Origin of the sequence: Mammaliicoccus sp. P-M58 (genome assembly GCF_022386165.1) — a bacterium.
In the GTDB taxonomy this organism is placed as follows: Bacteria; Bacillota; Bacilli; order Staphylococcales; family Staphylococcaceae; genus Mammaliicoccus; species Mammaliicoccus sciuri.
Genome location: NZ_JAJNJI010000033.1, coordinates 1 through 1,134, shown reverse-complemented (window position 1 = coordinate 1,134; position 1,134 = coordinate 1). Strand labels below are relative to the sequence as shown.

Annotated in this window: 3 protein-coding genes; all 3 read right to left on the bottom strand. The window is 33.1% G+C overall.

Annotation, left to right across the window (positions count from 1 at the left end; genetic code table 11):
* Positions 1-88 precede the first annotated feature (88 nt).
* Positions 89-316 (bottom strand): hypothetical protein, encoded by a 228-nt coding sequence (locus tag LQ694_RS15405; RefSeq protein WP_119650063.1) that lies wholly within the window; start codon positions 314-316, stop codon positions 89-91.
* Positions 317-364: 48 nt separating this feature from the next.
* On the bottom strand, positions 365-637 hold the full coding sequence (locus LQ694_RS15400) for a hypothetical protein (RefSeq protein ID WP_239772213.1): 273 nt from the start codon (positions 635-637) through the stop codon (positions 365-367).
* A gap of 72 nt (positions 638-709) precedes the next feature.
* The gene (locus LQ694_RS15395) at positions 710-1,015 is read right to left on the bottom strand and encodes a MazG-like family protein (protein WP_239772211.1); all 306 of its coding nucleotides are present in this window, start codon (positions 1,013-1,015) and stop codon (positions 710-712) included.
* Positions 1,016-1,134: the final 119 nt, after the last annotated feature.

Below are 1,134 nucleotides of genomic sequence, written 5' to 3'. Positions count from 1 at the left end.
CATCAAATGTATGCGACCCATCGCTAATATTCGATTTGTCTTGTAATTCATCTATATAATTATTTATTGTTTTCACTGATTTCATAAGTTAGTCCTCCTTATTACTAGCAAATGCCATTCTATTTTTTAATCTATTCATTACATGGTATAGCGTAGTGTGTAAAAATATTTCAAATTCATCTCTATTTTCTTCAATAAATTCAAGTATTTCTTCTTCTGTTTCTTCATCAAATTCACTTAGAATATCCCAAATATCTATATCATGTTTACTACTTTCTAAAACTTTAACGATTGTTTTTGTATCTATCTTTTGCATTCCTTAGTCCTCCCCTAGTAAGTGTGGGTTATCTTCCCAGCACTTCCTTTACTTAAAATGTTTATCCAACTCTTTTTCGACTCTCTCTTTAGTGCTATCAAACTTCTCTCTTTCTAATTGCCTTGTTTCTAAATTACTTTTTCTACGTTCCTCAAATGCTTTCTTATGCGCTTTCTTTAGTTCTCTATGTTCTTTAGCTATCACAAATAAGTTTGCTATACCAACTATGCCAAGAATTAAAATTGGCAATAGATAACTTAAAAGCATAAGTACTACAAATATAGCCACGCCCCATAATATGATATATAATGGTTCATTCATTACGTTCACTCCCTATTCAAAATATCCCGTACTCTTTCTAAAATATCTGGGTGACTTTCGCCACTCTTATTTTTACAGGTCTTGTTCTTTGACAAATACACCGTTCACCATCTTACCTTTCCTGTCTTTTATTTCGTCATAAGCTGTCTGTATGCACTGATTGATGTCTAGGTCTAGTTGCATGGCAAGAATCGTAAGCACCACGTATGAGTCGCCTATTGCGTCCTCAATAAGTTCTATCTTATTCTTACTCAAACCTTCTGCTAATTCCCCTAGTTCTTCGAATAATTTAATTGCTTGTGACTTAGGGTCTGCTGTATGAAGATTGCGATCAATCGCCCATTTTTCAATTTTCTCTGTTAAGTCTTGTATGTTCATGTTATTTGCCACTCCTATTCATGTCATCTAGTAAATTGCTAAATTCATTCGATTTATCTAACTCATCTATTCGTTTTAAATATCCACTTAATACTTGGTCTGCAATCCTCGCAATATCA

What these genes read in the sequence shown, in the direction of transcription:
- LQ694_RS15405 (WP_119650063.1), bottom strand. Translation starts at nt 316, where the DNA reads ATGCAAAAGATAGATACAAAAACAATCGTTAAAGTTTTAGAAAGTAGT.
- LQ694_RS15400 (WP_239772213.1), bottom strand. Translation starts at nt 637, where the DNA reads ATGAATGAACCATTATATATCATATTATGGGGCGTGGCTATATTTGTA.
- LQ694_RS15395 (WP_239772211.1), bottom strand. Translation starts at nt 1,015, where the DNA reads ATGAACATACAAGACTTAACAGAGAAAATTGAAAAATGGGCGATTGAT.